Annotated in this window: 26 protein-coding genes, 1 tRNA gene and 1 pseudogene; 12 read left to right on the forward strand and 16 right to left on the reverse strand. The window is 68.9% G+C overall.

What is annotated here, in order from left to right; translation table 11 throughout:
• Nucleotides 1-27: 27 nt before the first annotated feature.
• From MLV88_RS01915 to MLV88_RS01925, 3 genes are all read right to left on the reverse strand, one after another.
• Entirely contained in the window at nt 28-1,017 is a 990-nt protein-coding gene (locus tag MLV88_RS01915) for a hypothetical protein (RefSeq protein WP_242333799.1), read from the reverse strand.
• A 399-nt stretch (nt 1,018-1,416) separates the two neighbouring features.
• Entirely contained in the window at nt 1,417-1,776 is a 360-nt protein-coding gene (locus MLV88_RS01920) for a VOC family protein (RefSeq protein ID WP_242333802.1), read from the reverse strand.
• Between the two features lie 189 nt (nt 1,777-1,965).
• Complete coding sequence (locus tag MLV88_RS01925; protein ID WP_242333805.1) at nt 1,966-2,655, reverse strand: NAD-dependent epimerase/dehydratase family protein; 690 nt, start codon at nt 2,653-2,655, stop codon at nt 1,966-1,968.
• A gap of 233 nt (nt 2,656-2,888) precedes the next feature.
• Here MLV88_RS01925 and MLV88_RS01930 point away from each other — a divergent pair, with 233 nt between their 5' ends.
• From MLV88_RS01930 to MLV88_RS01940, 3 genes are all read left to right on the forward strand, one after another.
• On the forward strand, nt 2,889-4,430 hold the full coding sequence (locus tag MLV88_RS01930) for a S41 family peptidase (RefSeq protein ID WP_242333808.1): 1,542 nt from the start codon (nt 2,889-2,891) through the stop codon (nt 4,428-4,430).
• 5 nt (nt 4,431-4,435) lie between these two features.
• Nucleotides 4,436-4,822 (forward strand): hypothetical protein, encoded by a 387-nt coding sequence (locus MLV88_RS01935; RefSeq protein WP_242333811.1) that lies wholly within the window; start codon nt 4,436-4,438, stop codon nt 4,820-4,822.
• Nucleotides 4,823-4,933: 111 nt separating this feature from the next.
• Nucleotides 4,934-5,470, forward strand: coding sequence for an SRPBCC family protein (locus MLV88_RS01940; protein WP_242353496.1), 537 nt, complete (start codon nt 4,934-4,936; stop codon nt 5,468-5,470).
• Nucleotides 5,471-5,549: 79 nt separating this feature from the next.
• Here the strand turns inward: MLV88_RS01940 and MLV88_RS01945 are convergent, their stop codons facing one another.
• Nucleotides 5,550-6,620 carry a PAS domain-containing sensor histidine kinase gene (locus tag MLV88_RS01945; RefSeq protein ID WP_242333817.1) on the reverse strand — a complete coding sequence of 357 codons (1,071 nt, stop codon included), beginning with the start codon at nt 6,618-6,620 and terminating at the stop codon, nt 5,550-5,552.
• Nucleotides 6,621-6,830: 210 nt separating this feature from the next.
• Between MLV88_RS01945 and MLV88_RS01950 the strand changes: the two genes are divergently transcribed.
• From MLV88_RS01950 to MLV88_RS01960, 3 genes are all read left to right on the forward strand, one after another.
• Nucleotides 6,831-7,985, forward strand: a complete 1,155-nt coding sequence (locus tag MLV88_RS01950) for an ABC transporter substrate-binding protein (RefSeq protein ID WP_242333820.1) — start codon at nt 6,831-6,833, stop codon at nt 7,983-7,985.
• Between the two features lie 201 nt (nt 7,986-8,186).
• Entirely contained in the window at nt 8,187-8,612 is a 426-nt protein-coding gene (locus tag MLV88_RS01955) for a DoxX family protein (protein ID WP_242333823.1), read from the forward strand.
• A gap of 168 nt (nt 8,613-8,780) precedes the next feature.
• Nucleotides 8,781-8,854: transfer RNA gene (locus MLV88_RS01960), tRNA-Met, on the forward strand.
• Here MLV88_RS01960 and MLV88_RS01965 read toward each other — a convergent pair.
• Both MLV88_RS01965 and MLV88_RS01970 read right to left on the reverse strand, forming a co-directional pair.
• On the reverse strand, nt 8,836-10,503 hold the full coding sequence (locus tag MLV88_RS01965; RefSeq protein ID WP_243336665.1) for a recombinase family protein: 1,668 nt from the start codon (nt 10,501-10,503) through the stop codon (nt 8,836-8,838). The genes MLV88_RS01960 and MLV88_RS01965 overlap by 19 nt on opposite strands.
• A gap of 11 nt (nt 10,504-10,514) precedes the next feature.
• Complete coding sequence (locus MLV88_RS01970) at nt 10,515-10,799, reverse strand: hypothetical protein (protein WP_243336667.1); 285 nt, start codon at nt 10,797-10,799, stop codon at nt 10,515-10,517.
• A gap of 87 nt (nt 10,800-10,886) precedes the next feature.
• Here MLV88_RS01970 and tnpA point away from each other — a divergent pair, with 87 nt between their 5' ends.
• On the forward strand, nt 10,887-11,417 hold the full coding sequence (tnpA, locus tag MLV88_RS24765; RefSeq protein ID WP_408628790.1) for an IS66 family insertion sequence element accessory protein TnpA: 531 nt from the start codon (nt 10,887-10,889) through the stop codon (nt 11,415-11,417).
• Nucleotides 11,418-11,618: 201 nt separating this feature from the next.
• Here the strand turns inward: tnpA and MLV88_RS01975 are convergent, their stop codons facing one another.
• The gene (locus tag MLV88_RS01975; protein ID WP_243336670.1) at nt 11,619-12,830 is read right to left on the reverse strand and encodes a helix-turn-helix domain-containing protein; all 1,212 of its coding nucleotides are present in this window, start codon (nt 12,828-12,830) and stop codon (nt 11,619-11,621) included.
• Nucleotides 12,831-12,870: 40 nt separating this feature from the next.
• On the opposite strand from MLV88_RS01975, the gene MLV88_RS01980 reads away from it, so the two are divergent.
• Nucleotides 12,871-13,245, forward strand: coding sequence for a recombinase family protein (locus MLV88_RS01980; RefSeq protein ID WP_279324176.1), 375 nt, complete (start codon nt 12,871-12,873; stop codon nt 13,243-13,245).
• Nucleotides 13,246-13,408: 163 nt separating this feature from the next.
• On the opposite strand, the gene MLV88_RS01985 is transcribed toward MLV88_RS01980, so the two are convergent.
• From MLV88_RS01985 to MLV88_RS02015, 7 genes are all read right to left on the reverse strand, one after another.
• A complete protein-coding gene (locus MLV88_RS01985) occupies nt 13,409-14,086 on the reverse strand; it encodes a DUF4136 domain-containing protein (protein WP_243336673.1) in 678 nt (225 codons plus the stop codon).
• Between the two features lie 919 nt (nt 14,087-15,005).
• Nucleotides 15,006-15,812, reverse strand: coding sequence for a hypothetical protein (locus MLV88_RS01990; RefSeq protein ID WP_243336675.1), 807 nt, complete (start codon nt 15,810-15,812; stop codon nt 15,006-15,008).
• A 171-nt stretch (nt 15,813-15,983) separates the two neighbouring features.
• A complete protein-coding gene (locus MLV88_RS01995; protein WP_243336677.1) occupies nt 15,984-16,352 on the reverse strand; it encodes a recombinase family protein in 369 nt (122 codons plus the stop codon).
• A gap of 320 nt (nt 16,353-16,672) precedes the next feature.
• On the reverse strand, nt 16,673-17,224 hold the full coding sequence (locus tag MLV88_RS02000) for a hypothetical protein (RefSeq protein WP_243336679.1): 552 nt from the start codon (nt 17,222-17,224) through the stop codon (nt 16,673-16,675).
• A gap of 20 nt (nt 17,225-17,244) precedes the next feature.
• Nucleotides 17,245-18,081 (reverse strand): hypothetical protein, encoded by an 837-nt coding sequence (locus tag MLV88_RS02005; RefSeq protein WP_243336681.1) that lies wholly within the window; start codon nt 18,079-18,081, stop codon nt 17,245-17,247.
• A 53-nt stretch (nt 18,082-18,134) separates the two neighbouring features.
• Nucleotides 18,135-18,716: a hypothetical protein gene (locus MLV88_RS02010; protein ID WP_243336683.1), complete on the reverse strand. Its 582-nt coding sequence runs from the start codon at nt 18,714-18,716 to the stop codon at nt 18,135-18,137.
• A 308-nt stretch (nt 18,717-19,024) separates the two neighbouring features.
• Nucleotides 19,025-19,495, reverse strand: coding sequence for a hypothetical protein (locus tag MLV88_RS02015; protein ID WP_243336685.1), 471 nt, complete (start codon nt 19,493-19,495; stop codon nt 19,025-19,027).
• Nucleotides 19,496-19,569: 74 nt separating this feature from the next.
• Here MLV88_RS02015 and MLV88_RS02020 point away from each other — a divergent pair, with 74 nt between their 5' ends.
• The 4 genes and pseudogenes from MLV88_RS02020 (at nt 19,570) to MLV88_RS02030 (ending at nt 21,610) form a co-directional block, all read left to right on the forward strand.
• Nucleotides 19,570-20,091 (forward strand): hypothetical protein, encoded by a 522-nt coding sequence (locus MLV88_RS02020; RefSeq protein ID WP_243336687.1) that lies wholly within the window; start codon nt 19,570-19,572, stop codon nt 20,089-20,091.
• Nucleotides 20,088-20,165, forward strand: a pseudogene (locus MLV88_RS24770) (hypothetical protein); the annotation flags it as partial. The gene MLV88_RS02020 and the pseudogene MLV88_RS24770, both read left to right, overlap by 4 nt.
• A gap of 185 nt (nt 20,166-20,350) precedes the next feature.
• Nucleotides 20,351-21,034, forward strand: a complete 684-nt coding sequence (locus MLV88_RS02025; RefSeq protein WP_243336689.1) for an ERCC4 domain-containing protein — start codon at nt 20,351-20,353, stop codon at nt 21,032-21,034.
• A 267-nt stretch (nt 21,035-21,301) separates the two neighbouring features.
• Nucleotides 21,302-21,610 carry a hypothetical protein gene (locus MLV88_RS02030; RefSeq protein ID WP_243336691.1) on the forward strand — a complete coding sequence of 103 codons (309 nt, stop codon included), beginning with the start codon at nt 21,302-21,304 and terminating at the stop codon, nt 21,608-21,610.
• A 1,181-nt stretch (nt 21,611-22,791) separates the two neighbouring features.
• Here the strand turns inward: MLV88_RS02030 and MLV88_RS02035 are convergent.
• Both MLV88_RS02035 and MLV88_RS02040 read right to left on the reverse strand, forming a co-directional pair.
• Nucleotides 22,792-24,654 carry a recombinase family protein gene (locus MLV88_RS02035; RefSeq protein ID WP_243336693.1) on the reverse strand — a complete coding sequence of 621 codons (1,863 nt, stop codon included), beginning with the start codon at nt 24,652-24,654 and terminating at the stop codon, nt 22,792-22,794.
• The gene (locus tag MLV88_RS02040) at nt 24,651-24,935 is read right to left on the reverse strand and encodes a hypothetical protein (RefSeq protein ID WP_243336694.1); all 285 of its coding nucleotides are present in this window, start codon (nt 24,933-24,935) and stop codon (nt 24,651-24,653) included. The genes MLV88_RS02035 and MLV88_RS02040 overlap by 4 nt, the downstream gene beginning before the upstream one ends.
• Nucleotides 24,936-24,973 lie beyond the last annotated feature (38 nt).

The raw sequence follows: 24,973 nt of genomic DNA on the forward strand, positions 1-24,973 counted from the left end.
CGGTGACAGAGGGGGGCGGCGGTCCGGCTACCTCAGGAGCCCGCGCCACCAGCGCCACGCGCAGACGTTCGCCTCGTGGCTCATCGCCATCGCGGTGCCGTCCGCCCCGACGAACGCCCAGGCGCAGCCTTCGAGCGGCAGCTGGATCTTCCCGCACGACGTGCCGGACGGCGTCAGGATCTCGATCTCGGCGGTGGAGGGACACGCGAGCTGGGGCCCGACCACCGCGTTCGCGCGCCCTCCCCGCACCACGTACACCCGCGTCCCCGGCCGATCCGCGAGCCACTGCGGGGCAGGAGACGCCGCCGCGTTCCCCGGCGCGAAGACGTGCGTCCAGACCCCGCTCACGCGCAGCGCCACCGTCCCGTCCGCGAGCGAAGCGGTGTCGTCGCCGACGCTCGTCGCTCCGAGCGGCGGCGTGAGCGGGAACCAGCCCGTGAGCGGGGCGGCGTCCCGCCCGAACCAGCGCGCGCCGTCGAGAGCGACGACGAGCGCCTCGCCGGTGCGGGCGACGCCGAGCTGATAGGGAGCGCGATCGAGCTCCGCCGCTCCGGCGCGCGACCCGTCCTCGCGCACGTACTCGAGCCGCAGGATGGGGCTCCCGTCCGGGTGGCGGTCGTTCGTGATCATGCCCTCCGTGGTCGTGAGGAGCGCGCTCCCGCCTCCCGGGACCGGGTGGAGCTGGCGCACGCGGCCGAGCGGCCCGTCCCCGCCGAGGAGGGCTCCGCGCGCGTCACGACGCTCGAAGAGGCCCGGCAGGTAATCGCCGCCGTGGTTCAGGTGATAGCCGTGCGGCTGCGGCGCGATGGGGAAGCCCTCTGCGAGCAGCGACACCTGGAAGGCGACGGTGTCGTCTCCCGCGCCGGTCGCGGCGTCGAGGAACCGGTACGCGCTCTGCTTGTAGCCGGTGCCGACGCCGATCCAGTCCCCCGTCCCGTCGGTGATCGGCTCGCGGCAGAAGTAGAAGCCGTCGAGCGGCAGGCTGTGCTCGACGGCCTCGCCCAGCGCGGCGGGCACGAGGCCCGCGCACGCGTCGGCGGCCGGCGCCGGCGGAGGGGGCGACTCCGGAGACGACGGCGGCGTCGCGGCGGGAGGCGGCGACGGCTGCGACGCCGGCGGCTCCGGCGTTGCGCTCGGGCCGGGCGCGGTCGGATCCGGGGACGGAGTCGGCTCAGGCGTGGGCTCGCGTGTCGAGGGACCGCCGCCGCACGCGGCGAGGAGGAGAACGACTGCCCAAAGCCCGACGCTCGCCGTGCCCCTCGCCATGCCTGCGCCCCCTCGCCCGAGCCTCCTGCAGCCCCGCGAAGCGAGGCGCCCCAGAGTGAATGTGCGCTCCCGGCGAATCCCGCGCCAGGGGCGCCCGCGGCGGGGCGCGGCGAGGACGGGAGTCGGGTCCGGGAAGTTGGGATCGGTCCTCTACTTCGACTTCCACAGGCCCAGGGCGGCGCCGGTCGGATCGACGATCAGGCTGAACCAGCCGGCGCCGGGCACCTCGGTGACGTCCTTCAGGATGGTGGCGCCGAGCGACTGAGCCTTCTTCGTCGCCGCGGCGACGTCGTCCACGAGGACGTAGGCGAGCCAGGACGAGGGCGCCCCGGGCATCGGGTGCTTCATGAGCCCGCCGCCCGTCCCCTCACCCACGTTGATCATCGTGTACGACCCACCGTGTCCCATCGGGACGTCTTCCAGCTTCCAGTCGAACAGCCTGCCGTAGAACGCCTTCGCCTTCTCGGGATCGGTCGTGTTCAGCTCGACGTGTACGAACGGGTTTCCCATCGCGGTGTCCTCCTCTCCGGCGCCTTGTATGTGCGGTGGCGCGATCACGCCGACGCTTCGCGGGGCCTGCCTCGTGAAGCCGGGCCCATCGCGCGCGGCGACGGTGCGCGAGCGGCGATGCCGGCGCCGGGAGGACCGCGCGCCGTCGGAGCGTCCGGTCCACGAGCGGCGCGGCGCCCACGCCCCCGCTCAGCGCGTCGAGGGAGACGCCGCTCCGCGCGCGAGCGCGTTGATGTCGCGGGTCTCGAGCACCGGGCTCTTCGCCCCGCCCTTCGCGACGGCGAGCATCGCCCGCCCGAGCCGCTCCGTGGTCGTCACGAGGTCCGGGAAGAGCGCGTTCATCACCGGGAAGAGCGGCGACAGCAGCGGGTAGAGCGCACGGTAGAGCCTCGTCCGCGAGGTGATGCCGTGCAGCGCCTGGATGAAGCCCGGCCGGAACATGTACGCCGACGCGAACGGGAGCCGCAGCAGCGCGTTCTCGGTCTCCCCCTTCACCCGCGCCCACATCGACCGCCCGCGCTCGGTGCTGTCCGTCCCCGCCCCCGAAACGTAGACGAACGTCATGCGGGGATTGCACGCCACGAGCGTCCGCGCGACCGCGAGGGTGAGCTCCTTGGTGACGCGCCGGTAGTCGCGCTCCGACATCCCCGCCGACGACACGCCGAGACAGAAGAAGCAGGCGTCGCAGGCGGCGAGCTCGCCCTCGAGACCGGAGAGATCCGAAGGATCCGCCCGGACGACCTCGCGGAGCTTCGCGTCACGCCGACCGGTCGGGCTGCGCCCGATCGCGAGGACGCGCTCGACGTCGGGATCGCGCAGGCACTCCCGGAGCGCACCCTGCCCTACCATCCCGGTCGCCCCGAAGAGAACGATCTTCACGTTGCCCCCTCGTCGCCGGGCCGTCCGCCGACCCGTTCCGGTGGGATGGTACACCCGCGAAGAGATGGCCGACGGCGCGTGGCGCGTGAGGAGTTGCGCGCCCCCGTCACGAGCGCAGCAGAGGGCGGGCAGGACCCACGGTACGTGGAATCCGGTGGGGTCACCTCGCTTGCGGGCTCCGCACGCTCCGTGCAAGCATTCCGCCGCTCGAGCACCTCCGGAGGAGACCTCCCATGCCCAGCTCCCTGGCCCGCGCGCCGCGCCTCCCTGCTCTCCTGCCGATCGCGATTGCGATCCTCGCGGCGACCGCGGCGTGCCACTCGTCCGGCGATGGCGCCTCGCTTCCGCCCTCCACGGAGTTCGCGGCGCGATGTGCCGCGCCGCGAGCCGGAATCGACCCCTCCACCGGCGCGCCGTACGCCGACCGGCAGGGGACGCTCGCCGACGAGAAGGCCTGGCTCCGCTCCTGGATCGACGAGCTCTACCTCTGGTACCGCGAGGTCCCGGACGCGGATCCCGCGCACTACGCGACGGCCGTGAGCTACTTCGACGTGCTGAAGACGCCCGCGTTGACCGAGTCGGGGCGCCCGAAGGACCGGTTCCACTTCACCTATCCGACCGACGCCTGGGTGGCGCTCTCCCAGTCCGGCGTGGAGGCGGGTTACGGCGTGCAGTGGGTGGTCCTGGCGCCCGCCCCGCCGCGCCGGATCGTGGCCGCGTACGTGGAGCCGGGCTCGCCCGCCGCGCTGGCCGGCATCGCGCGCGGCGCCGAGGTCCTCGATGTGGACGGCGTGGATCTCGTCAACGGCAGCGACGTCGCCACGCTGAACGCCGGCCTGTTCCCGGCGGCGGCGGGCGAGACCCACAGCCTGACGTTCGCCGACGCGCTCGGCACGCGCACGGTGTGGATCACCTCGGCGAACGTCGAGAGCGCGCCCGTCCCCACCACCCTCACGATCCCGACCAGCGGCGGCACCGTCGGGTACGTCCTCTTCAACGACCACTTCGCGACCGCCGAGTCGCAGCTCGTCGCGGCGATCGAGCAGCTCCGGGGCGCGGGGGTGGCCGATCTCGTGCTCGACCTCCGGTACAACGGCGGCGGCTATCTCGCCATCGCGAGCGAGCTCGCCTACATGATCGCGGGTCCCACCGCGACGTCCGGAAAGGCGTTCGAGCGCCTCGTGTTCAACGACAAGATCGCCACGCGGGATCCGGCCACGGGGCTGCCGTTCCCCCCCATGCCGTTCCTCGACGCGACGCAGGGCTTCTCGAGCGCGCCTGGCGCCGCCCTGCCCTTCCTCGGGCTCGACCGCGTCTTCGTCCTCACCGGCTCGGGGACGTGCTCGGCGAGCGAGTCCATCATCAACGGCCTCCGCGGCATCGGCGTGAGCGTGATCCAGATCGGCGCCACGACCTGCGGCAAGCCGTACAGCTTCTCGCCGCAGGACAACTGCGGCACGACCTACTTCGCCATCCAGGTCCAGGGCGTGAACGACCAGGGCTTCGGGAGCTACGGCGACGGCTTCGTGCCGGGCGGGAGCGGCGGCGCAGGCGTGCCCGGCTGCGCGGTGTCGGACGACTTCGACCACGCGCTCGGCGACGCCCGCGAGGGTCGCCTCGCGGCGGCGCTCGCGTACCGCGCGACCGGGAGCTGCCCGCTGACGGCGGCTGCGACGACGGCCGCGGCGCGGGCGCTCGTGTCGCAGGAAGCGCTCGCGGGCGAGGGCGAGGTGGTCAAGTCGCCCTGGCGCCAGAACCGGATCGTGACGAGGTGAGCGCGATGCGCGCCCTGACGACTCTCCTCGTGCTCGCGCCCGCGCTCCTCGCGGCCGGCTGCCGGACGGTGCGCTCCGAGCCCCACGAGGTGCCGGCCGTGATCGTCGAGCCGACCCCCGCGAGCCGCGCCGCGCTCGCCGCGGCCGTGAGCGCCGCCCTCCACGGTGCGCCGGTCACGCTCGCGGACGACGCGCTCACGCGGTCGAGCGCCCTCAGCGTCGAGCGAGCGCCGTTGCGCGATCCCTGCGGCCTGCCGGTCTCCGGACGCGAGCTCGGGATGCCCGAACGGTTTCGCCTCGTGATGCGCGGCGACGCGTGCCTGCTCGTGCACGAGGGCACCGGGCAGGCGGTGACGCTCGACTCGACGCGGTGCGTGCCGAGCGGGGACTGACGTTCGCTTCCCGCGCTCCCGCCGTTACGTCTCGAGCGGCGCGAGCGTGGCTCCCTCGCGCAGCCGGGCTCGCTCCGAGGGCGCGCCGCCGAGCGCGCGGGAGGCGTGACGATGCCGAGACGGATGTTCCCGCGCGCGAACGGCGCGCGCTCCGAGCGGCCCGCCGAGGGCGACCCCGAGCTCGGGTCCGGGCGCTCGGGCTCGCCGGTGCGGGTCACGATCTCGACGCACATCGACGCTGCAGCCGAGCAGGTGCTCGCGCTGTACGCGGACCCCGCCCGCTGGCCGACGATCTTCCCGGCGACCATCGTGGCGGCGCGCGTGGTGCGCGCCGAGGGCGGGGAGCTAGTCGTGGAGGTTCAGCACCGGCGCGAGGGCAAGGTGCCGAACCGGCTCCGCCAGGTCTCCCCCACCTGCCTCGCGCTCGAGGAGTCCAAGCGCCGCTACGACGCGACCTTCGTGAGCGAGTTCATCCCCGAGCCAGGCGGGATGCGCTACACGCTCCACGGAGCGGTGCGGATGAAGGGCGCCTACCGCCTCCTCTCCCCGTTCCTGCGGCCCGTCATGCGCGCGCAGATGCGCCGCTACGCGGTCGAGCCGCTCCGCGCCGCGGCCGAGCAGGAGGCGAGCGCCGCTCGCAGGAGCTGACGTTCGTCGGATCGCCCGGAGCCGCTCGATGGTCCGAGCGCGGCGCGGCGCACCCGACCCGGGCGCCGCGCAACCGCGCTCACGATCGCGGCAGCCGGAGCGTGAAGCGGGTCCCCTGCGCGTCGGACTCCGCGGTGAGCGCGCCGCGGTGCGCCTCGGCGATCGACCGCGCGATGTACAGGCCGAGCCCGAGGCCGGAGCGGTGCTCGCGGTCGGGCTGGTGGAACGGCTCGAACAGGCGCGGGAGCGTCTCGGGCGCGATCGGCGGACCGCGGTTCGCGTTCGCCACCACCAGGACGGCGTCGCCGCCGTCCGAGCGGAGCGTCACGCGCGCCGGGGGCGCGCCGTGCTCGATCGCGTTCGCCACGAGGTTGTGGACGAGCTGCTCGAGCCGGTCGCGATCCCAGAAGCCCGTGCACGCCGGACCGAGCGCGAGCTCGAGCGTCGCCGGCGTGTCGGAGACCGCGGCGTCGGTGGCGACCTCCTCGCACACCTCGCGGAGGTCGAACGAGCTCGGGTGGAGCGCCATCGTCCCCGACCGGCTCCGCGCGAAGTCGAGGAGCTGCGAGATGAGGCGTGTCATCCGGCTCACGCTCCGCACGGTCCGAGCGGCGATCCGCTGGACGTCGGGCTGCAGCGCCGCGGACGAGCGGAGGAGGAGATCGGCGCCGGTCCGGATGACGCCGAGGGGGCCGCGCAGGTCGTGGCCCAGCGCGGCGAGGAAGAGGTCGCGGTCCTGCTCGGCGCGCTGGAGCGCCTCGAGCGCGCGCTCGACGTTCACCTGGTCCGTGACCTTCAGCGTGAACGCGACCCCTCCGACGACCTTGCCGTCGTCCGCGATCACCGGCGTGAAGCCCCAGCGGTAATGAACGGTCTCCTCGCCCTCCCGGTGCGTGTAGTCCTGCCACTCGACCGGTCGGCCCGAGCGAAGGCGCTCCAGCTGCTCCCGCTCGGCAGCCACGCTCTCGGGCGTACCCCACACCTCGCTGGCCGTCTTCCCGACGACCTCCGAGGGCGAGCGGCGAGTCTGACGGCACCACTCCGCGTTCACCGCGCGGTGTCGCCCGTCCCGGTCGAGGATGGCGATCCCCACGGGGGCGTTTTGCAGGAGGGCGCGGACGAGCGGTGTGTCGAGGTCCAGGGAGGCCACCGCATGAGTCCTAAGGCCCGGCGGCCCCGCATGCATCGCCCCCGGGCGCTCTCGTGCCCGAGCGGGCAGCGAGGAGGCGGGAGCGAACCGTGGGTGGCCGGCAGCCTCCACGCAGATCCCGCGCGGGGCCCTCCTCGCGAGTGGGGCGGCGCGCGCGCACGGTCCGTCGCATGACTCCTGGTCGGTCTCTCTCTCTGGAGGTTCCTCGTGATGACGAAGCGTGTCGTTCCGCTCCTCGCAGCGCTCACCGCCGCCGCGCCCGCGGCGGCCGCGAACTCGGTGACGCTCGGGTTCGTGAACTCCGTGACCGGGCCTGAGGCACCCATCGGCGAGGCGCTCACGAACGGCGCCGACCTCGCGATCTCCGACCTCAAGGCGAAGGGCATCGACGTGAAGGCCATCCGCCAGGACGACACGGGGAAGCCTCAGGTCGCGATGAGCGCGACCGAGCAGCTCGTGTCCGGCGACGAGGTGCCCGCCATCGTCGGCCCGTACTCGTCGGCGCCCGCGAACGCGATGGCGAAGCTCGCGCAGCAGTACAAGGTTCCGCTCCTCATCCCGGTGGCGTCCAAGGAGGACATCACGCGGCAGGGGTACGACTGGGTGTTCCGGCTCTGCGCCCCCGCGCACGAGTACGCGGAGACGCTCCTCGACGCGGTCCTCGCGGCCGGGAAGCCCAAGACGATCGCCTTCATCTACGAGTCGACCGACTTCGGCACGTCCGTGAGCACGCTCGGCAAGGACCTGGCGCAGAAGAAGGGGCTCAAGGTCGTGGCGGACGAGGCCTACCAGAAGGGCGCGCCCGACTACCGCTCCACGCTCACGAAGATCAGGGCGCAGAACCCGGACCTCGTCTTCATGGTCTCGTACGTGGCCGACGCCATCCTGCTCATGCGCCAGTCGCGCGAGGTGGGCCTGAAGCCCCAGGCGTTCCTCGGCGGCGGCGCCGGGTTCGACACCGCGCAGTTCGAGAGCGAGAAGGACATCTCGACGAACGTGTTCTCCGTGACGCAGTGGACGCCGGACACCGGCTGGCCGGGGGCCGCCGACTTCGCGAAGCGCTACGAGGCGCGGTTCAAGAAGCGGCCGACCTACCACGCGGCGACCGCGTACGCAGCGATGACCATCATGGCGGAGACCGTCGCGAAGGTCGGACCCGACCGGAAGAAGATCCGCGACGCCCTCGCGACGGGCACCTGGTCGAGCATCATGGGCGACGTGAAGTTCCAGACGTACGAGGGCTTCACGAACCAGAACCAGCACAAGATGCCGGTCATCCAGTACCAGGGCGGCAAGGCCGTCACGGTCTACCCGCCGCAGATCGCGAAGGCGAAGCCGGTCTACCCGTTCCCGGGCTGGAAGTGAGGCGGCGCCCCGGCGCGTGAGCTCCGTCGTTCGCGGCGCCGTCGCCTCGCGCGCACGGCGCCGCGGACCGGAGGCTCCACCTTTCGCCGCCCGGGCGTGATCCTCTCGATGCGGCTCATCGAGAGGCGCCGGCGGCCCGTGTCGATCTTCAGGCCTCGCGTTCGTCGCGAGGGTGAACCTCGGTGAGCCGCGGAGGACCCCTTGAACGTTCCCGGTCCGGACACGCGCTGGCGATCCTGGACGCCGCAGTTGCTCAGCGTCCTCAGGATCGTCACCGCCTTTCTCTTCATTCAGGTGGGGACGGCCAAGCTGTTCGCGTTCCCGGGCGCCATCATGCCGGAGGGGGGAACGGCGCCGGTCGCGTCGCTGGCGGGCATCGCCGGCGTGCTGGAGACGTTCGGCGGCCTCCTGCTGCTCGTCGGGCTCTACACCCGGCCCGTCGCGTTCCTGCTCTCCGGTGAGATGGCGGTCGCGTACTTCTACGCGCACGCCCCGCAGGGCTTCTGGCCGGTGCTCAACCAGGGCGCGCCCGCAGCCCTGTATGCGTTCCTGTTCCTGTACCTCTCCGCGGCCGGCGGCGGACCCTGGAGCCTCGACGCGTTTCGCCGCCGCGAAGGGAAGGCCTAGCGAGATCATCGCGCCGCCCGCAGGGCTCGACGAGAGAGCGCCCGCTGCGGGCGCCCGCTCTCTCCGCCGCAGCCGCGGGCGCAGCGCCGCGAGCACGCCGCTCGAAAACTCTTGACCCCACCCCGGTTCGCCAGTAGAAACGCGCCTCGTTTCGACCTTCCCAACTGACGCGGGGTGGAGCAGCCAGGTAGCTCGTCGGGCTCATAACCCGAAGGTCGCAGGTTCAAATCCTGCCCCCGCAACTTCCCTTAGCTCCTACACGGCCGCCAGCGATGGCGGCCGTGGTGTTTCTGAAGGCCAGCGTGGCCTCGTACTCGTCGCCCACGGGCTTCAGGGTGACGCTCTCGACGACTCGGTGTAGCGCGTCCCGGGCAGCCGTCGGGTCCTTTTCGGTGAGGGTCCCGAGGGACCGCAGGTCCGCGACGAGGGCGTCGATGCTGATGACTGGCGGTTGCCTGGGCCTGCCGGTGCGGGCCAGGGCAGTGAGCTTCCCCCGCATTTCGACCAGCTTCGCCTCCTCGGCCTTCAAGCGCTTGTTGACGCCCTCGGAGCCCTTCAGGTCTCCCAGGAGGGCATCGAGGAGCCGGTCGACCTTGCGTTCCTGCGCCTTCACCTCCGCCTCCAGCGCCGCAACGTGGTCGTTCGCGCGAACGGCGGCGGACTGCGCCTCCTGTGCGCGACGGCGTCCGGCCTCGACCCAGGTCCTGAAGTCGTCCGACTGAAGGAACTCGATGGCGAACTGAACGATGGAGTGGCGCGCCTTTCGCTCGGAGATGCGCTTCGAGTTCGAGCACACCGTAGTGCCCTTGGCATGGTTCGTTGAGCAGCCGTAGTTCACGAGCCGCTTGTCGCCGCGGACTGTTCCGCCGACGATGCTCATCGGCCCGCCGCACTCGCTGCACCTCAGCAGCCCGGAGAGGATGGAGACGTGACGACCGGTGCCCGGCGGGCGTCCGCCTTTCGGGCTCGAACGGATGCCTCGTCGCGTCTGGACGCGGTCCCAGAGGTCGTCGGAGACGATACGTAGTTCCGGATTCGTCAGCCGCTTCCACTCGGACTCGTCGCGCAAGCGGGCGCGACGTTTCCGCGTTACGGGGTCGCGGTAGAACTCTCGCCTGTTCCAGATGATGACGCCGATGTACCGCTCGTTCCGTAGCATCGACGAGACCTGATTCTTCGACCATCCGCCTCCGGTCGGCTTCGAGTATCCCTTGCCATCATATGGAGCCGGGATGCCCTCCCGGTTCAGGGTCTCGACGATTGTCCCGAGGGCGGCTCCATCGGCGTACATCTGGAAGATGCGCCGGACGAGCTTTGCCTGCTCATCGTCCACGCGAAGAATGGAGCAAGCGTGCTCGGGGTCGGCGGGGGCTTCCTCTTCGATGCTGATGTATCCGAAGCACCGGCCGCCGGTGTGCTTCCCTGCCAAGGCCCGGCCTTCGAGCCCGCGATGCGTCTTCTTGCGGAGGTCGCGGACGTACTGCGCGTCGATGAGGCCCTTGACGCCCCAGAGCAACTCGGCGTTGTCGTCATCCGAGCGCGTTCGGCTGGAGACATCGTGGACCACCACGCCAGCCCCTCGCAGGGTCCGGAAGACGATGGTTTTGGCGTCGATGTCGTCGCGGGAGAGTCGGGACGAGTCGTCGACGAGAACGTGACAGAACGGGAGGGGGCGCTTCCGAAGGGACGACAGCAACAGTTCGAGTCCAGGGCGGTCCTGTCGGGACCCGCTGATGCCCTCGTCTTTGAAGTGGGAGACGACCTTCAGCCCCTCGGCGCCAGCGTATTCCTCGCACCTCCGGAACTGGTCATCAATCGAGCGGGGGTCCTGCTTTTTCGTCGAGAACCTTGCATACACCACAGCGCAGTCGAGGTTTTCGCGTTCTCCCATGACGTATTGTCTCACTCCAGTCCGACATCGGCTTCGACTGCACCGGCAGCCGCGTCATCGAGAGGGTGCATCGGCTCGTTCGCAGCCGGTGCGACCATCGCAGCTTCGACCATGCAGGAATACGTGAGAGCCGCCCACTCCTCCACGAGGTGACCGATGGCGGCCGCGGTGGCCTCGGGAGTTTCGAGCGGCACAATGCGAACCTTGATGGTCCCAACGGGCCCCGCCCGATTGGAAGTGCGGGCGCTGCTTCCTTCGCTTGCCTTGACCTTCGCGTCATTCTCGCTGGGGCTCATACCAATCTATATCACAACGGCGTGTCGCTTCTGGCGGACTCCTCGGAATGCTTCGGCTATCAAAACGCCAGCGGCAATCTATAGGTCATGGGCAGAGCCGACGGACATCGCGCGCGCGTCGCTCGGGGCTGGGCTGCATCCGGCCTCACCCAGGACGCCTATGCGAAACAGCATGGAATCAGCGCACGCACGTTGCGCGCGTGGCGCCGTCGGCATTCCGCGCGGCAGCCGGGCGGCACGGCCGACATCCCAGCCGACTCCGTAGAGGGGCTCAGGGCGTCTATCCAGAACGCGATAGACCAGCTTCGAGGCATCCTCGACCGGCTGCCGCCCGGCAGACCGCCGCCGCCATCGGCGCCACCGGCAGCCTATGTATCAACCGCCGCCGAACCCTCAGACGTCTGCGGCGCCGTCCCGCAGGACCTGCTTCAGGCGGCAGCGACGGCGAGACTCCACGAGGGAGCGCCGGAAGGATACGCGGACGTTTCGCAGGTCCGGCTCCACGCGGCAGCGGCGGCTCCTGCGCCCGACATCATCGGCGATGTGGACGACTGGGAGCGACGCTTGTCGGCGGCAGGTGGCCCTCGGAAGAGCGGAAGCTACTTCTCGGATTTGTGATGCTGTCAGCACCACCGCACCTGCTGCCCAAAGGCCGGCGCTGCCCTGGGTGCGAGGCGTTCTTCAGCCGCGGGCTCCACCGCACGCAGTCGCTTCCCGCTAGCGTGGAGGCGCCGCGCAGAGTGGCGCCGTCGCATACCCGCGATGCTTGCCGGCCGAAACAGAAGTTTCGCCCTAGCTGCCGCGACGGCTCGGTAGCAGTTAAGCTACTTTCTTCGCTCTTTGCACGTAACGGGCGGCCATCTCTCGGATGATTCTCTTAAGTAGGTGTTCGGGGTGTACATCCTCTCCGCAGAGGCGGTCGCGCGCGGCAATGAGGTCCTGGGGCGGGCACACCTCCGCAAAAAGCTGAGGCAGAATCTCATAGTCGCTGCAGACGCTCTGGAAGACGCCTTCCTGCACAGCCGCAGCGAGCATCTTCGGGTTCTTGACCACCTCGGGCAGGTCTTCCGGGCCACACCGGAGCGTGTCTCGTAGCACCTGCAGAGTGATGGCGTCGTCATCGTATTCGCCGAGCACACGCGTGTGCAGGAACTGGTGGCCGTCGATGTCAAAGCGCACGAGTTTATTGCTCGCCTCACCGGCCTCGACGGCAACCGCGAACTCCTCGTTACTGAGGCGAAGCTTTGCCTGGACCCAGTCGCACTCTTCGGGGATGTGCCGAACGAGCTTCACAATGTCGCTCACGTGGAATTCCTTCCTGAGAGCTTCCCATGCGTTCGGGTTGAACCGCGGAACAGCCAGTAGCGGCTGCACCGAGGGCTGCGCGGCCATCTCGATGCTCTCGCCGACACTCGGTTTCCGCACGATGTTGTCGGCGAACAGCGGTTCATAGTCGAGGTGCCCATCCACGAAGTCCGGGATATCAGGGACGTGCTCGTGGTTGGGCTTGCCGAACCCGGTGCGGGGCTTCTCTTGAAACAACATTTTCGGCTCGCCGAACCGCGGCTGACTGCAGTCCTCCTTCTTCGGACGGCCACGTTTCCCACCCTTGCCAGCAGCCCGCTTCGCCTGCCTCCACTCCGTGAAGCTCACCGGAAACATTGAGGGCACTTCCTCGACGGAGGCGAGCTTGGCGTTGAACTCGATGAGGGGCTTAAGGTCGTAGACGTTGTGGACCCTCCCGTTGCCGCGCTTTATGCTCCGAATCGGCAGGTAGCAGTGGTCGTTCAGGTAAGAGATGTGCTCCTGCACCGTATCTACGGACTTGTCGATTTCGTCAGCGATGGTCTGCTGGCTGGGCCATGCGGTTCCGTCGTCGCCGATGCACGCGAAGATGGACTCCACCACCAACACAGTAGTGATGGGGAGGCCCAGTTCCTTTCGATACTTCCGAAGGAGCTTCGGGGTGACGCTGTAGTGGCCATTCTGGAAGTGGCGAACGGTTTGCTTCTTCTGACTCTTCGGGGCCATGGTGTTCACCTAGTTCACGTCGCGACGGATGGCCGCCGCAATGGCTTCTCGGCTGCGTACAGAGGCGGTCGCTCGACAACCCTGGCAGACGGAATCGTTCAGGGAGTACGCGCCCTGGCTGGACACGGGCGGTCCGGTGCGACCGCTGCTGGTCGCCGTCTTCGGCTGGGTCGCGGAGCAGGAACGCTCCCGTCTCATCGAACGGACGAAGGCGGGCTTGGAGCGGGCGCGCCGGCAGGGGAAGCGTCTCGGACGGCCGCGGCTCTCGCCAGTGAAACTCGCCGCTGCCGCAGCGGACGTGGAGGCCGGCATGGCTCAGCGTGCGGCGGCCCGGAACCGGGGCATCTCTGAGGCGGCGCTGAGGGCGTATCTGAAGCAGATGCGGGCTGGGCCCCACCCCGCCGTGGAACTCTGACCCGCTGGGCTCCCGGCGGCAAGAGGCGTGCGGCGGCGAGCCCAGCAGCGGCTCCAGCACCCGCGTAGAAAACGGTTGCTCTTCCGCGCTTCGGGAAGGCTACCTGCGCGTCGGTCAGCGGGTGCGCGACAACCGGTCGATTTTCGCGCGCAGACGTCCGAGTTCACTCACGCGAGTGGAAGTTGTTGATGGCCCCGCTCTCTCCGGGGAAGTCGAGGAAGACAGCAGAAATCAGGAATGGCATCACGGGGCTGAGGTGTTGGCTCCTTCCCTCACTCGCGGCAGTGGCCTGAAACAGAGGTCTCAACTTTCCGTTCACGCCTGAACTGTTCTCGAAAACCATCACGTACAGCCGGTGAGTGAATACGGTGTATGACCGCGAGGCGAATCCCACGATGCCGAACTGGGGCGAATACGTCGTTGTTGCTGAGAAACCTCCGAACGAGTTCACGTACCCATTCGTTGTCGCGCTGCGGACACCCGTTTGCCCGAATACCGGAATCTGAACGGAATACGGCTTGCCGTCGTCTATGAGGTAATCGAATGCAACTACTACCTCCGCACGCTCCGGGGCGACCTCAGTCCAACCGCGTGCGCACAGCTTAGAGCGGACGATGTCTTGGTATGTGGCATATTCGAGGCTGTCTTCTTGGTCTCTTATGGGCAAGAACGCGAACTGAAACCGGGACTCGGGGGCAAGTCGGTGGAACGCTTGCACTGTCGCGTAGTAGCTGCTTCGCCCGCCCGCAAGCAGCGCACCGTTGCAGCCTGCAACCACGAGCAGAAGCGCGCCCATGGTGACGTGCCGCAGAACCTGGAATCGGGGACCGCTCGCGAGCATGTGTCCTCCGCGTCGTGAATGCGGCGAGCCTGGGCGCCGCTTTGGAAGGCTTCGGTATAGTTCGGGTGGTGCTCGGATTACGTGAACCGCCCACCAGCGTTGTCGACGAAGCCCCGTTGCGGTCCTTCCTAGTCCATTACCTACCTCGACTCGTATGGTCCGCACACCGTCGTGCCGTTCTCAGGCGCTACTTACCCACCGCCGCACGCTTCCGGACCACGGGAGGCTTCGCCTTGACGCGCGTAGCCGGCACCTGCGCCTCCGTCACAGCGGCTTCCGCCTTCAAGGCCGGCAGCGTTTTGCGAACGCTGCATTCGCACCGAACTTCGCAACGATGGCCTTCTTCGTATCGAGCCCGGTCGCCTCGATGACGAAGTTCGGCACGCGGCGAGCGCGCCTGTCTCCGGCCCAGCGTGTGATTTCTTCGCGGGTAGTCTTCCGGCCTGCCGCGGTGCGACCCCGCTTGGCTGTAGGAACAACCTCTCTCCGCAGTCGCGCATCCACGGCTTGGTTGATGGCGCGCTGTAGGCTGGGCAGCGCCCCCGCGACGACGGAACGCACAGTTTCATGGATGGCATCGGCGATGGATTGAGGTGCGGCGGAACGTGCCAAGAGCGGTCTCCTGCGGTGCGGTCTGCGGCAGCGTTGAGAAGCCTATCACTTCAGTCTGATTGGTCCCGTTCTCCCCACGAGCCGCAGCGTCGCCGGCGGTGAGACGACTCGACCCCTGAGCTTGGCTCCCACTTGTCACCTGCGGACGGGACGAGCGTGCGACATACGCTCCGCATCGTCTGCTCATCGAGTACGGCGGGCCGCTCCCGCAGCTTCACGGTCGCGAGACTCTCATCGAGTGCAGGCGCCGCCCGGGGCGACGATGGCTTGGTCCGATGGCGATGCCCCACGACGGCTATCTGCATCCTCACGGGAGCAGTGCCTCGGTCAGGCCCTGCCGCATCACCTCGGCAAGCGTATCGAGCGAGCCGCTCGTGTCGGTGTGGGTCGTCGCCATCGTGGGCGTCTGCGAGCGCGACTCGCCGCCTACCACGAATGGCAGCGGTCGACGACCGAGGCGCATCAGTCGCTCGTCGTAGAACGCGCTCTTCGCCTTCTGGCGCAGTCGCCGCGCTAGCTCGACCATGTTCCCGGTGCTGGATGGTTGCATGCCCGTCCCCAGGCGCGAGAAATCAAGTTGGGTTTCCGCGAGCGTTGCTGCTCGTCCACCGCGTGCGTAGACGAAAATCACCTGCTCGATGGCCTCCTCCGACGAGCGCACCGTCTTCGTGGAGGTGCGGGTCATCCTGAGCCCGCCCGTCATGACCGCGGTGCCGACCGAGAAGCTCTTCGACTTCTCGGTGCGCTTGACCTCGGAGCGCGACGCGCGGACGCCGCGCAGGATGGCCATCACGTTGGTCCACTCGAACACCATCGAGTCCCCGAAGCGGGGCGTGAACGTGATGCCCGCGTCGTCGATGGCAAAGGAGTGGGCGACAGTGCGGTCCTTGTCGGTCGGGCAACGGGCATCGACCGCGAGCGCGGCCAGCCCGGCCTTGCGCAGCGCGACGACGAGCAGGTTGGCCTTGGCCGGTTCGAGTCGAGCCAGGAGAGCAGGCGGCTCAGGCGCAAGGCGCATGCGGGCTTCTGCCAGCGTGAGACCCGCGGCGTCGGCCACTGCTTGCGCGGCCTCGTCGGGGCGCGTTACGGCGCGCACGATGGCCACGAGCTTCATCTCGTCAGCCTACCAGAACCGTTTGGACGGGGCGGACCTGTCGAGCCGAACGGCGGCCGTGGGCCCGGCCGCGCTTTCTCGGGGATGGCGCGCGGCGGCAGCTTCGTGACGTTCTATTGGAAGGGCGACGGGGAGCGTGCCTGCCGCCGAAAAAGGGGCGCTGCTACACCATCACCCCTCCACAACCTGCCGCGCCGCCCAGGTCGAGCAGCCCAACGCCTTCGAGACCGCGCGCCACGACTTACCGTCCTTGCGGAGTCGCATCACGTCGGCGCGCTCAGGGCGCTCGGACTGCGGGCGCCCGATGCGCTTTCCGGCCTCGCGGGCCTTCGCCATCCCGAGCCGCGTGCGCTCGCGGATGAGGTCGCGCTCGAACTCCGCGACGGCCGCGAGCATCGTCAACATGAGGCGCGACATCGCGTCGCCGCCCGGCCGGATGTCGATGCCCTGAGTCGCTGCAAGGAAGCGGACGCCGGCCGCATCGAGGTCGCGGATGTTCGCGAGCACGTCGAGCGCGTTCGTGTCGTCCTCGATGTTCACCCACTACTGTAACAGAGCGCGGAGAGGGGGCGGCTGAGGGGGGCGACGCCTGCGCGCGAATCCTGTTCGCTTGGTGGTCGGCAGCATGCGGCTGGGTCCCGGGCGGCCTGCGGCACTCGTTCGTGTCGTGGATGGTCGCGAACGGCGCGCCGCTGGAGGCCGTCGCCGCGTACACGAACCACGACGTGGCGACGCTGAAAAGGTTCTACAATTCCGCCGCCATCCCGAGGCCCAGGACGGCGGCGTAATCCCCTCCCCTCGGCCGGCCGTTACGGACGATGGCGAGTCGCCCGCGAGGTCGGCTCTCGTGCTTCTAGCCATCAAGGTCGCGGTGTGATGTGCCAACGCACCGGGCGGTCAGGGTCCACGATGACGCCCGGCCATGGGCCGAAGTCGGGGCGGAGCCGCACGAGGGACTCGTACACGGCCTGGACGACCGCGACCATGTTCCCCTCGTGAAACGCCACCTCCCGGTGCTCGTGCATGTACCTCCACTTCTGGAAGGTGCCCTCGAACTCCGCCAGGACCTTCGCCAAGCCCTCGACCGAGGCGGCGGCGCCGTCCAGCAACAGCGGTCTTACGATGTCCTCCTGCGCGGCCCGGGAGAGCAGGCCGAACATCGCGACGTACTTGTGGCCGTCCGGCCCCTTCGACGGCGGGTCCCCGCCGTCGAGGACAATGCGGGCCTTCAAGGCGAGTTCGAGCGCGAGGGCGGCGCAGGTGGCCTGCGACTGAATCGGGTTCGGAGCGCGGCCCTCCCGAGCCTCGGGGCTCTGCATGAACGCGCCCAGCACTTCGTACGCGAGGAAGAAGTCGCGGGAGCCTCGGAACATGTGGGCCGCCGTCACGATGCGCCGGACCTCCTCGCTCATGGCGGGGGCGTTCTCGCTGGTCATGTTCTCGCCCCCACGCCGTGCATCGCCGCCACGTAGGCCAGTGCCCGCGCCTCCTTCACCTGCTGCGGGAGGTTCCTGAACCTCTCCTCGTCCCAGCAGCCCATGTGCTTCGCGACCACCTCGGCCACTACCCAGGCGAACTTCGCCGCCTCCGAGGCGGCGCGGCCACCGAGGTACGGGACGGCCTCGGCGGCAACGTTGGCGATGCCAGCTAGTCCCGAGCCGTGGACGTTCCAGCACAACTCCGGGTAGCGCAGGCGGTAGAACTCCTCGAAGCCCTCCGCCAGGACCTTCTCGGCTTCCTCCGCATCCCGGGCGAGGTCACGGCCGGTCCAGCGCGGCGGGTGCTTGCCCTTGTGGTTGGGCCAGAGCGTTAGCCGCTGCTTCTCGATGCCGACCTTCTTGTTGCTGATGAAGGTCAGCATGTGCTGCTCGGCCTCGGTGGGCTGGCGCCCTACCGCCGCGATGTAGCCGGCGGCGGTCTGGGCGTGCTTCAACTTGGCCGACTCCTCCCAGGCGTCCATCTTCTCGGGCCCGTTGGCGGCCGTGTCGAAGTGCATCAGGGTCACGTCCACGGCGCCCTCGAAGATGGCCCTGGCGCCCGCCGTGACGGCCTGGAAGTCGGCGGGGTGGTCCAGCTTCCCGATGCTTCTGAGCCAGGCGATGGCACGAAGTAGCTGCCCTTGGAAGACCACGCCGTGCGGGATGGCGGGGACGCGCGCTTCCACTTGGGTCCGGACGTTCTCGTCGATGAAGCGGGCGACCGCCCCGGCCTCGGCGTAGAGCGCACGCGCGAGGGCCAGCGGTTCACCTGGTGCTAGCGGAGTGGCCACTTCCAACTCCTACCGCAACGGGACGCACTGCGAGAGCGCCCTCCCGGAGCATGCTACCGCGACCGCACCAGGCGCCGCGCCAGGTCGATGAGCGGCTTGGCCTGTTCGCACAGGCCGTGCACTTCCATGGCTGTCCACTCCGGGCAGGTGTCATCGCGGCCGACGAAGTCGGCGTTCATGTCCTTGGCAACGTCCGCGAACTTCACCTGGTCCCCGCCATCGGCGGCGAGGCGAAGCGTCACGTAGAGGAGAGCCTCGACGGCGTCGAGCGTCGCGGGGTCGGCAGGGCGGGTGAACCCCTCGTTCCGGACCAACCAGGAGTCCTCGGGCGTGTGATGCTCGCGGACGGCCTGGTCGTAGTACTGCGTGATGCTGGTGACTGCCAGGTGGAGCGCGTAGGGGGCGTCGTCGCCCCAGGGACGACTCGTTGCGTACGGCGAGCCCTGGACCGGGGTCTTGATGAAGTGGCTCTGCTCCCACGAGACGCCGTGACCGTGGGGCGCTGGGTACAGCCTGACGGTGATGTTGGGAGTGAGCGAGCCGACCTTGAACACGTACGTCCCGAGTTCTGTTGTGGGGCGCTGGACGACGTGAACACCGGGCTTGTTCAGGACCTCGTCGATGGCGTAGGGCATGCGTAGTCTCCGTGGGTTCCAGAGAACCGATTCTAAACGTCCCGGAAGCATCCTACCGGACCGCCCCCGGCTCGACCTCGTTCGGACTGGCGAATCAGGGCTCGCCGGACGAGGAGGATTTCGGGACGGCAACCCCAGGCACCCATTCCCCCCGGAGCCCGCACGACTCGCAGACGAGCGCCGGCCGGCCGTCCTCGGTCTCATCGGGGATGAGGGCGTAGGACCTGCACCTCGGGCACCGCGTCGGTCGACCCAACTCGTCTCGCACCGAGGCGGTCCCGAACGCGGCCAGCACCGCCCGAACTGGGTCACGCACGCCTCGAACGCCGCCCCGGAGCGAGCGTGTCACGATTCGCGCCGGGTGCCCGGCCGCGCTCCGCCGCCTCGACCCGGGCCATGAGGCCGATATGGAACGAGAGCGTGTAGTCCATGCTCGGGAAGACGGCCTGGGAGTACAAGTTCGTCGGCTGCGTGATGACCCACCACCTGTTCTTGTCGGTGTGGACATCCCAGACCTCGTGCCGGCGCCCGAAGACGGCTTCCGTCGTGACCCTCTCCGCGTGCTTCACCTTCTCGTCCTTGGCCTGCGACTCGACGTACTCCCTGATGCCGCGCGCCTTGTAGTCCGGCGTGTTCAAGGCGAACTGGGGCAGGACCTCCAGCGGGACCGGCGGAGGGATGACGCACTCGCCCTTCGAGGACGGGCGGCGGCTTCGCCGGGTTCGCGACGGCTTGCGGCTCCGCTTCATCGGGATGGCCCCTCCGGTCTGATGTGCCATCGAGGGTAGCATCGGCTGCGAGAGCATCTACAAGGCCATCGACGGCGGCGCGGCGCGAGGGCTAGCCTGGGCAGATGTCGAACGGAACGAACGACCTGTTCATGAAGGTCGAGATGCTCCGGAACCTGCTGGTCTCGCGCGCGACCACGCCGGGGCCCTGGAACGGTCGGCAGTACACGTTGGTGAGGCAGGAGTTGCTCGCCATCCCCGGTCTGAAGGAGAAGCTGCCGACGTTCATCCAGACGACTTTCACGCTCGACGACTTCTGGGCGCTCATCAAGCTGAAGGGGTTCGACACGTACCAGCAGCGCCGCGACTTCCTGCGGACCGAGTTCACCCCCGTCCTCCAGCACCTGGAAACCAAGCAGACCGCTCCGGCCGACCAGCCCATCACGTCGTCGCTGAAGACCTGGGGCACTGCCGAGGTCCATGCGGCCTGGGAGAAGGCGCTGGACCGCCGCCACTCCGACCCGGAGGGCGCCGTCACGGCGGCGCGGACGCTGCTGGAGACGACCTGCAAGTCCATCCTCCACAAGCAGGGCGTCACCTTCGACGAGGAGGCGGACCTCCCGAACTCTACCGGTCGGCGGCCATGACGCTGAATCTCGCGCCCGAGCAGCACCACGAGGACCTGTTCAAGCGCATCCTGGGCGGCTGCCAGACCGTCGTGACGGGGCTCGGCACCCTGCGGAACAAGATGAGCGACGCGCACGGCCGGGCACCGGGCAAGGGACGCCCGCTGCGCGTCACGCCGCGCTCGCGGTCAACCTCGCCGGCAGCGTCGCGATGTTCCTCGTCGAGACCTTCCAGGCGAAGATGACGCCGCAATAGACGCCGCCGAACACCGAGGTCAGCATGCCGACTCTGAAGGACCCCGCCCACACCGAGGGCGCGTTCACGCCGGTCACCATCATCGTGGACGACCGCGAGAAGAGCGCGGTCCCGGCTCTCCTGAAGAGCGACCCCGAGGTCGTAATGCGCCGCGAGCGCCTCGACCCGGGCGACTACGCGGTCGCGGATGGCCACGTCCTCGTCGAGCGGAAGAGCATGGCCGATTTCGTCGGGTCCCTCCGGAGCGGCCGGCTCTTCGCGCAGGTGGATGAACTCCGGCGCGTCAGCCACCGGCCCGTCCTCATCGTCGAGGGGGACTTCTACGAGTACCGCCTCATCGCGCACGAGGCGAGGCGGGGCGCCGCGCTGTTCGTCGCGCGCTACTGGACCGTGTCGTTCATCCAGAGCAAGGACGCGAAGGACACGGCGGCCTGGTTGAAGACTCTCGCCCGCCACGTCCTGGAGGGTGCGCAGGAGCCCCGCGTGCCGAAGCCGAAGGACCTCGCCGGCCAGCAGATGCGGATGCTCCAGGGCATCAACGGCATCGGCCCGGGGCGCGCGCGGGACCTGCTGGAGCACTTCGGGACGCCCGCTGCCGTTGTGAACGCCACGCTGGAGGAACTCGCGGCGGTCGTTGGTCCGGCCACCGCCGAGAAATTCTTCACGTTCGTTCGCGCGCAGGCGTCCGGGAACAGGCGGGCCGTGTAGACGCCATTCCCGTGAGCGTCACCGCCGTGTCAGGGCGTCAGACCTCTCTACCGTCTGGCGGAGCGCCTCCTTGGTTGCTTCAAGTTCACGCAGCGCCTCCGCGTGCTCTGCCGGGGTCACGGTCATCAGGCGGTTGTTCGCGTCGTCGAACCGCTTCTGCTCATTCCTGACCTGCTCCTGGGCACGCCGTTGGTACACGCCCAGACTCGGGTCATCCGCGAGCGGCTCTCCGCCTGTCGAGTCGATGAAGAGCGGTGTCGAGCTACGGTGAAGTACATCTCGAACCTGTGCGTGTTCAGCAGCTACCTGGACCCGGATGGTGAGACGCTCGGAGACATCGACCTCGGCTACTCGTGGGCGGCCAGGCCGGGCGTCGAGGGAGATGACTACCTGCGGGCGGGGAACTGGGACCGAGACTATCTGCGCTTCGTGAAGGGTGGCAGCGCGTACGTCGCGATGCACCCGATGAGCGATGTCGAAGGGCTGAAGACGCCGGTACGGGCGCTCATCACGGCGAGCGACCCCGACGTTCCCGCGTTCGACCGCACGCTGGCACAGTTCTTTCTGGCCGGGTGACCACCCAGCCACTCGTCTTCTGGCAGCCTTCGGCTGCTGCATGGGTGGCCCGGTGTCAGGGGATTCCCGGGCGGACCTTGGTTCGGTGCCAACACCTCCCCGTCGCACCGATGCGCTACGCTACGAACGGAGGAACAGCTTGACCATCGTTTTGGTCTCGGACCAGAGGGAGCGGGTTGGCATCGGGCGGCCGCACGTCGTGCTTCTCGGCGCAGGGGCAAGCCTCGCGGCGCTTCCGAACGGCGACAAGCGAGGCGTGAAGCCACCGCTCATGACGAACTTCATCTCGACGCTCGGGCTGGAACCGCTGCTCCGAGACCACGGGGTGAAGCACATCCCCGACAACTTCGAGGCCCTCTACAGTTCGCTCCACGGCAAGCCCGAGTACCAGTCGCTGCTCCCCGAACTGGAGCAAAGAGTCTATGAGTACTTCGCCGCGTTCGAGTTGCCGGACACCCCGACGCTGTACGACCACCTCCTGTTGAGCCTTCGAGAGCAGGACTTCATCGCGACGTTCAACTGGGACCCGTTGCTCGTCCAGGCGTACATCCGAAACCGGAAGGTTCTACGCGAACTGCCGACCATGCTCTTCCTGCACGGCTCGGTTGCCGTTGGGCACTGCCCAGACCACCTGGGGAAGGTTGGACCGGTCGGCTTTCGGTGCCCCGAGTGCCGCAACGGCTTCGTTCGGACGCCGCTGCTGTTCCCGGTCGAGAAGAAGGAGTACTCGGCGAGCCCGTTCATCGCGCGCGAGTGGGAGGCGGTGAGGTTGGTCCTGAAGGACGCCTACATGTTCACGGTGTTCGGGTACAGCGCACCGAAGTCCGACGTGGAGGCGGTCGCGTTGCTCCACGGCGCGTGGGACTCGAACTCGTCGAGGGAGTTCCTGGAGACCGAGGTCATCGACGTGAAGCCGAAGGAGGAGGTCGAGGCAACCTGGGAGCCCTTCTTCTTCTCCCACCACTATTCGGTCCACTCCAGCTTCTACGACTCCACGCTGGGAACCCATCCACGACGAAGCGGGGAGGCGGTGTTCAGGCGCACGATGCTGTGCGAGTGGCTGGAACAGGACCCCTTCCCGAAGCACCTCGACTTCCCGGCGTTGTACGACTGGTTGCAGCCGTTCTTGGCGGCGGAGCGCGCGCCGAACAGGAAGGGGTTCGATGCCCCGGAGAGCGTCGTCACGCCGCCCTCTTCGGCCTCCGCCGAGGCGGTCGGAGGGGCGTCAGGGCCACGCCGCGCCGCACCTGGTTCCGGTGGCCGTCGCATAACCCGGCGCCATGGAGAGGGCGGTCGCACCCGGGGAAGGAGCAAGCGCCGGAGGGGTTGATTCTTCGCGTGTACAGGGCGTTTTCAGTAGGAGAGAAGTCCTCCATCACGCCCCCGCAACCATCATTAGCAGACCCGGCCCGGCCGTCCGAAAGGACGGCCGGGTTCGTATTCAGGGCTCCGCGCGCTTCGTAGCGCCGCGTTCCGTTTCGATCCTGCACGGGAACGAGGGTGATCGGCACGAGGATGCGGGAGAGCGACAGGCTCGCCCGCTTGGGGGCGGTCTCCGCGATCTCGAGGACCTTCTCAAGGAACCGCGCCACAGCGTCCGGGTCGAGCACCGCGGCCGACCGCTCGCCGGCCGGCGTCTTCGCGGCAAGGCGCTGACGCAGCGAAAGCAGCGTCTCTTCCTCGAGGCCGAGCTGTTCCGCGAGCGCCTCGGAGAACCCGGACCTGGCGATCGCGGCGGTCACGTTGCGGACCCGTGCCTCCTGCGCCTTCACCTCCGCTTCGAGCGCCGCCCGCTCGCGGTCGTCGCGCGGGTCCTTGTGCTGGAGTCGCTTCGTGAACCCGTCGATGAACCGGGCCTGGATCTCCTTCGAGGCGAGGAGCTTCCGCAGCTCGTCGATGACGGCGCGGTTCAGCTTCCGCTCGGAGACGACGAGGCCGTTCCCGCAGATCGATGCGCCCTTCCCGTGGTGGGCGGAGCAGCCGAAGTTCGCGTAGGCGCGTCCGGCCTTCCGCTTGAGGCTCACGACGCGCATCGTCGCGCCGCACTCGCCACAGCGGAGGAGTCCCGTGAGCAGGTGGCCGGTGCTGCCGGTGCCGCGGGCGCGCCCCTTCGCGCCCTTCCGCTCCGCGAACCGAGCCTGGACGCGCCCCCAGAGGTCCTTCGTGACGATGGCGAGCTGCGGCTGCTCGGTCGTGACCCACTCGTCCTCGCCGCGCATTCGGTACGTTCGCGCGCCGGTCGCCGGGTCCGTGACCCACTGGCGCTTCTTCCAGACGGACCGGCCGACGTACCGCTCGTTCTTCAGCATGAACCGGATGGTGCCGGGTCCCCAGCCGCGGCCGCCCTGCTTGCGGTACGCGTCGTCGTACGGCGCAGGCACGCCTTCCTCGTTCAGGACGTAGGCGATCTGCTTCAGGCCGTAGTTCTCGGAGTACAGCTGGAAGATGCGGCGGACGACCGCCGCCTGGATCTCATCGATGACCGGGATGGCGCGAGGGTGCTCGGGGTCGGGGGGGTTCTCCTCGCGGACCGTCCTGTAGCCGTAAACGCGGCCGCCGGCCGAGAAGCCGGCCAGCGCGCGACCCTCTAGTCCGCGCAGCGTCTCGCTCCGGACGATCTGGAGCATGGTGTCGTTCACGAGCGCGAGCGCCCCGAACTGGATGCGGGCGCCGGCGGAGTCGGAGGCGATCCCGGTGCTTACGTCGATGACGCGGACGTGGGCAGTCGCAAGATCGCGGAATACGATCTGCCATGTGTTCCCGAGGTCGCGGGAGAGACGCGACAGGTCGTCCACGAGAACCGTCTGGAACGAGCAACGAGGGGAGCGCGCTTCGGTGAGGAGCCGCTGCAAGTCGGCGCGCTCGAGGTGAGCGCCGCTCTCTGCCGCGTCCTTGAAGACGCCGGCGATATCGAGGCCGCGAGCTTCCGCGAATGCTCGGCAGCGACGCACCTGGTCGTCGATGGATCGCGCGTCCTGCCGGTCCGTGGAGTAGCGGGCGTAGATCGCGACCGCGGCAGGGCCCTGACGGATGACGCGTTTCATCGCGTGCGTTCCTTCGTCGTGTGGGCGGGACGGCCCTGCTCGAGTGCGAGCTTACCCTCGGCGACGAGCTCGGCGGCGAGCTCGCCGAGGTCCATCGCCCACCGCGATGCGAGATCGAGGCGGCGGATGGCGCTGACCGGGTCTCGGGACGGTGGGATGACAAGCGCGAGCTTGTGAGATTCGATGCGCGCCTCGGGCTCGCGCACGACGAACGAGAGCTGCCGTCCGTCTTCGTTCGAGCCGCGGGTTGTGCGTGCTGCAGTGTTCCTTCGGTTTGCCACGTGTTCGCCTCGCGCAGGCCGGTCGTGCCTCCTGTGTA

Source organism: Anaeromyxobacter soli (genome assembly GCF_022808855.1).
Taxonomy (GTDB): Bacteria; Myxococcota; Myxococcia; order Myxococcales; family Anaeromyxobacteraceae; genus Anaeromyxobacter; species Anaeromyxobacter soli.

Bases quoted from the DNA above. Each gene is read 5' to 3' on its own strand.
- MLV88_RS01920 (WP_242333802.1), bottom strand. From the start codon at position 1,776: ATGGGAAACCCGTTCGTACACGTCGAGCTGAACACGACCGATCCCGAG.
- MLV88_RS01930 (WP_242333808.1), top strand. From the start codon at position 2,889: ATGCCCAGCTCCCTGGCCCGCGCGCCGCGCCTCCCTGCTCTCCTGCCG.
- MLV88_RS01935 (WP_242333811.1), top strand. From the start codon at position 4,436: ATGCGCGCCCTGACGACTCTCCTCGTGCTCGCGCCCGCGCTCCTCGCG.
- MLV88_RS01940 (WP_242353496.1), top strand. From the start codon at position 4,934: ATGCCGAGACGGATGTTCCCGCGCGCGAACGGCGCGCGCTCCGAGCGG.
- MLV88_RS01950 (WP_242333820.1), top strand. From the start codon at position 6,831: ATGACGAAGCGTGTCGTTCCGCTCCTCGCAGCGCTCACCGCCGCCGCG.
- MLV88_RS01965 (WP_243336665.1), bottom strand. From the start codon at position 10,503: ATGGGAGAACGCGAAAACCTCGACTGCGCTGTGGTGTATGCAAGGTTC.
- MLV88_RS01970 (WP_243336667.1), bottom strand. From the start codon at position 10,799: ATGAGCCCCAGCGAGAATGACGCGAAGGTCAAGGCAAGCGAAGGAAGC.
- tnpA (WP_408628790.1), top strand. From the start codon at position 10,887: ATGGGCAGAGCCGACGGACATCGCGCGCGCGTCGCTCGGGGCTGGGCT.
- MLV88_RS01975 (WP_243336670.1), bottom strand. From the start codon at position 12,830: ATGGCCCCGAAGAGTCAGAAGAAGCAAACCGTTCGCCACTTCCAGAAT.
- MLV88_RS01980 (WP_279324176.1), top strand. From the start codon at position 12,871: ATGGCTTCTCGGCTGCGTACAGAGGCGGTCGCTCGACAACCCTGGCAG.
- MLV88_RS01985 (WP_243336673.1), bottom strand. From the start codon at position 14,086: ATGCTCGCGAGCGGTCCCCGATTCCAGGTTCTGCGGCACGTCACCATG.
- MLV88_RS01990 (WP_243336675.1), bottom strand. From the start codon at position 15,812: ATGAAGCTCGTGGCCATCGTGCGCGCCGTAACGCGCCCCGACGAGGCC.
- MLV88_RS02000 (WP_243336679.1), bottom strand. From the start codon at position 17,224: ATGAGCGAGGAGGTCCGGCGCATCGTGACGGCGGCCCACATGTTCCGA.
- MLV88_RS02010 (WP_243336683.1), bottom strand. From the start codon at position 18,716: ATGCCCTACGCCATCGACGAGGTCCTGAACAAGCCCGGTGTTCACGTC.
- MLV88_RS02015 (WP_243336685.1), bottom strand. From the start codon at position 19,495: ATGGCACATCAGACCGGAGGGGCCATCCCGATGAAGCGGAGCCGCAAG.
- MLV88_RS02020 (WP_243336687.1), top strand. From the start codon at position 19,570: ATGTCGAACGGAACGAACGACCTGTTCATGAAGGTCGAGATGCTCCGG.
- MLV88_RS02025 (WP_243336689.1), top strand. From the start codon at position 20,351: ATGCCGACTCTGAAGGACCCCGCCCACACCGAGGGCGCGTTCACGCCG.
- MLV88_RS02035 (WP_243336693.1), bottom strand. From the start codon at position 24,654: ATGAAACGCGTCATCCGTCAGGGCCCTGCCGCGGTCGCGATCTACGCC.